We start from the raw sequence: 3,963 nt of genomic DNA on the forward strand, positions 1-3,963 counted from the left end.
AGGCCGAAACCGGCCGGGTGATCACGGCCGCGGGCGCAATCATGACGTTGGTCTTCGCCTCCTTCACGCTCGCGGACGACCGAGTGATCAAACTGTTCGGCCTGGGACTCGCGGTCGCCGTCCTGATCGACGCCTTCGTCGTCCGCGCCCTGCTGGTGCCGGCACTCATGCACCTGTTCGGGCCGGCAAACTGGTGGCTGCCCCGCTGGCTTGATCATCTGTTGCCAAGCGTATCGGTAGAGGCACCTGAGGAAATCGAGGAGATCCGCAACAGGCCAGTGCCCGCCGAAGTCATCACCCCGGCGGACGAAGACGGCGTCGCGGATCAGGCAACCGTCTCCACCCGCCTGCCACCGACCTGGCGAGCCGACAACCACGCCTGAAAGCGGCAATCACACCTGAAAACTCAGCGCGACCGGCCATAGGGGACGCGGCGCCGCGGGGCCAGGGCACGCACCTCGCCGCATCGCTCCCCCATCCATCGCCGCGCGACGCATGGGTACCCTGGCCCGCCGGCCACCGCCCCAAGGACCAGGGTGACTCCCTGCGCCGCCTTGCGACGCACACACCCCAGCCCCGCACCTTGATCCGCGCCCCTCGTGCCGGGCGCTCTTATTTCTGGATCTTCAGCCCAGGGACTGCCAGCCGATTGCGCGGCACGGGGGCACCCCGCGGCGGCGCGGAATGCCCCCGTGCTGACGGTCCGAGGAGGACTCCTCGGACCGCCCGGTCACACCAGGTCTCGCACCCGGCAGAAGCGGTAGTTCCGCGTAGGCCACGCACTACCCATCACCTTCGGCATCTTCGGCGCGAACACGACCAGGGCGCCGTAAGCCGGCATGAGCCGCATCGGCGCGAAGTTCGCCTGGCCGCGGACCGTGGTGGACAAAGCAGTTGCCCCTCTCCGTTGGCCACCCTCCTGACAGGCACCTTACAGATACCATCCGCATCGATATAGCTACTCTAAGTAATCGGAGTGTCGCGACAGCCTCGATCGCACGAGCGCTGGCGGCGCGCCCGGGAAGCATCGTCCAGCGGTTCAGGCCAACAGCTCGAGGTCGACCACGGTGACGAGGCCAGCGGCCAGCACCCATTCGCCGAGGCGGACGATGTAGTCCGGCAACCGCCGTGCGGCCGGGCCAGGCTCATCGCGAAGCAGCCCCGGGACCCCCTGTCCGGAGAGGTTGCTGCGGACGGTGGCGAGCCGCGAGCGGACGTAGTTGTCGTCGCGGTTGACCCGACGGGCGATCTCCCGGTATGTGGCGAACGGCGCATGGTTGTCACCCGTGCGCAATCGTGGTTCACACAGCGCTACCAGCAACAGACGTTCAGTCTGGGTCAACCGAACAATAAGCTGCACTGTGTCCTGCTCGCGGGCTACCGGCTGGCGGCGGTAGTGCACCACGCCGATCCCGTGCCGCTCACCATCCGTGCCGACCGCGACGATCTGGAACTCGGCGAGGCCCGCTGAGACCGCCGTCGCCGGGGACAGGATGCGATGTGTGTCCCCGTCCGCGGTCAACACCAGGAGCGGATGACGGCCGGTGTTGCTGATGACGATCGCGCCTTCACTTTCGGCCAGCGTTCCAGCACGGCGGGACACCAGGAGATCCTGCGGATCAGCCCCGAAGGGAATGTCGCAGCCGGCGCGGCCGAACGTCAATCGCCGTCCAGCCCCGAGCGCCCACCGCCGCCCACTGGCAGTGATCCTTGCGACGACGACCAGCGGTGCCGCATCCGGTACCCCTCTTGCGACCATGCGCTCCCGTCGCCCCTCTCATCCCAACCACCCGATGAGCCTAACTGTGAACAGACCCGGCGGCTGTCATCTACAGGTCACGATCTCCGCGTGAATCCGCAGGTCAAGAAGGCCGAGCAGCTTGCCTTCCGCGGGGGAGCACCCCTGCTCCGGTGCGGGGGCGCTCTGTTCGGGCGGACGCGGGCACGGCAACATCTGTTTTGCGCCCACCGGCAGAGCACGACCGGATGCCGCGGGCGCGCCTCGGCTGGGGGGCCGAGGCGGGGGTGGCACTGGGGGGAGAAGAAATAGCCGGAAACCGGCGGGCTGGCGACGGAGGGGGTCGCCAGCCCGCCGGTACGCCGTCCGGTGCTCCAGAGCGTCTCATCACCAGCAGGCAGGGCTGTTGTGACCACCACAACCCCTGCTCGCCATGATCCGGGCAGCGATCGCGATCAGCGCGGTACTGCGGGCACGCCCAAGGCGGCCGGGATCTTCACGCATCCTGATTCCACACCCGATTCAAGGCATTTATATCGTTTCGCCCGTTCTATACCATGAGGACCCTCATGTCCGTGGTGCCGCGCGCATGTCATGCCGTTCACCACAACCCGCATCGCCACCTTAGTGGTCGCCGCCGGAAGTTCGTCCAGGGTCTGCCGGCGCCAGACGGCGCCTCGCCTCGTTGTCGTCAGTCGCCACCCAACACCTCCGGTGGCTCCCTCCGCCGCCTCGCGATGCACGCACCCCAGCCCCGCTCCTTGATCCACATCCCTATTGCCGGGCGCTCTAAGCCAGGCACGGGCCGGGGCAGTCACGGAGTACCCACGTGACCGGGCGGACCGCCGGCGGTGAGGGCATCCCAGCCGAGAAGGCCTGTTCGTCCGCGGCATGCGGCTGCGGATGCGGGGTAGGCACCCGGGGTGTGTGTCCCGAAAACCAGCTGCCCGGCTCGCGTGGTCACGGCCCCAGACAGCCCGGAGCGCTCGAGGTGGTCGGCGACACAGCGCATGCGATCGATCGTTCCGGGCCGGCAGGTCTGATCAGCAGGAGAGGGGATCCGCATGACCACCGCACATCAGATCATGCATCGGGATGCCGAATGCATCGGCGAAACCGAGACTCTCGTGGATGCCGCCCGCAAGATGCGGGACCTCGGCGTGGGTTCGCTGCCGATCTGCGGCGAGGACAACAAACTCCATGGAATCATCACCGACCGCGACATCGTGATCAGATGTCTTGCCGAGGGAAAGGACCCCACGTCAACGCGGGCCCGGGACCTGGGGCAGGGCCGACCGTTCTACATCGACGCGGAGGCAGACCTTGACGAGGTCATGCGCCGGATGATGGAGCATCGGGTCAAGCGTCTTCCCGTGATTGAGAACAACCAGCTGATAGGCATGATCAGTGAAGCCGACCTGGCGAAGAACCTGCCCGAGGAGAAACTGGGGCAACTCGTGGAGGCCATCAAGTCCGGTCCCGCCGATCGCATCGCTTGACGCGGCTGGTTCACGCCTCCTGATCCCAGTATCCTATATCATAAGAATGATATCTTTATGATATAGGATGGCCACACTTCAGGACACATAACGTTTCAGGACACATAACGGCCATCGCGTGATTCTGCCTCGGGAGCCGTGGAAAACGCCTGACGAGAAAAAGCACGCGATGGCCGCAGGCCCCGCGGCGGGCGTCGCCGAGATCAGCTGGGATCCTCGCTGGCCTCTTGGTGGCGTGGGCTCATCGCGCCACAAACACGATCGGCGATGAATCGGTGACAGGCCCTCAAAGGGGAACGCCACCATCGCGCACCACTCTCAGATTGTCCTCGCAAAACAGCTCGTAGGCTGCGATCTCGTCGGTCAGCAACTCAACGTCGAGCTCGCCGTGATCTCCCTGGCGTAGCCGCTCCACGTCGACGACCGCACGGTAGACAAAGGTCGCGTTGCCCTCCAGCCGCGGAATCCGAGAACCATCCGGAGAGGGCGTGACAAGGCATCTCGCGCTGCCACCCAGGTTACGGACCACGACCGCTTCGTCCGCGGCGGCGTGCCCAAGCCTGGAATACACCAGGCGCGACGCCACCACCCCGGAACCGCATGAAGGAGTCAGCCCGGCTCCCCGCTCAAAGGTACGGACGAAGATCTCCCGCGGCGCCGGGAGCCGGCGCACGAACGACACGTTGGCACCAGCCGGGAGAATCTCCGGTAGTTGCGCCGCCGCGC

Annotated in this window: 4 protein-coding genes and 1 pseudogene; 2 read left to right on the forward strand and 3 right to left on the reverse strand. The window is 66.4% G+C overall.

All coding sequences use genetic code 11. The features are described 5' to 3' along the window. Positions 1–383: MMPL family transporter (locus MJ783_RS22485; protein ID WP_239313711.1), on the forward strand; the 383-nt coding region annotated here is incomplete at its 5' end. Positions 384–730: 347 nt separating this feature from the next. On the opposite strand, the gene MJ783_RS22490 is transcribed toward MJ783_RS22485, so the two are convergent. Next, on the reverse strand, positions 731–889 hold the full coding sequence (locus tag MJ783_RS22490; protein WP_239313713.1) for a hypothetical protein: 159 nt from the start codon (positions 887–889) through the stop codon (positions 731–733). Between the two features lie 150 nt (positions 890–1,039). After that, positions 1,040–1,759, reverse strand: a complete 720-nt coding sequence (locus MJ783_RS22495; protein WP_239313715.1) for a hypothetical protein — start codon at positions 1,757–1,759, stop codon at positions 1,040–1,042. 1,043 nt (positions 1,760–2,802) lie between these two features. Between MJ783_RS22495 and MJ783_RS22500 the strand changes: the two genes are divergently transcribed. Continuing rightward, positions 2,803–3,237: a CBS domain-containing protein gene (locus MJ783_RS22500; protein ID WP_239313717.1), complete on the forward strand. Its 435-nt coding sequence runs from the start codon at positions 2,803–2,805 to the stop codon at positions 3,235–3,237. Between the two features lie 286 nt (positions 3,238–3,523). Here the strand turns inward: MJ783_RS22500 and MJ783_RS22505 are convergent. Continuing rightward, a pseudogene (locus tag MJ783_RS22505) lies at positions 3,524–3,963 on the reverse strand (hypothetical protein); the annotation flags it as partial.

Origin of the sequence: Protofrankia sp. Cj3 (assembly GCF_917627355.1) — a bacterium.
GTDB lineage: Bacteria > Actinomycetota > Actinomycetes > Frankiales > Frankiaceae > Protofrankia.

Coding starts and splice junctions, on each gene's coding strand:
- MJ783_RS22495 (WP_239313715.1), bottom strand. CDS start 1,759: ATGGTCGCAAGAGGGGTACCGGATGCGGCACCGCTGGTCGTCGTCGCA.
- MJ783_RS22500 (WP_239313717.1), top strand. CDS start 2,803: ATGACCACCGCACATCAGATCATGCATCGGGATGCCGAATGCATCGGC.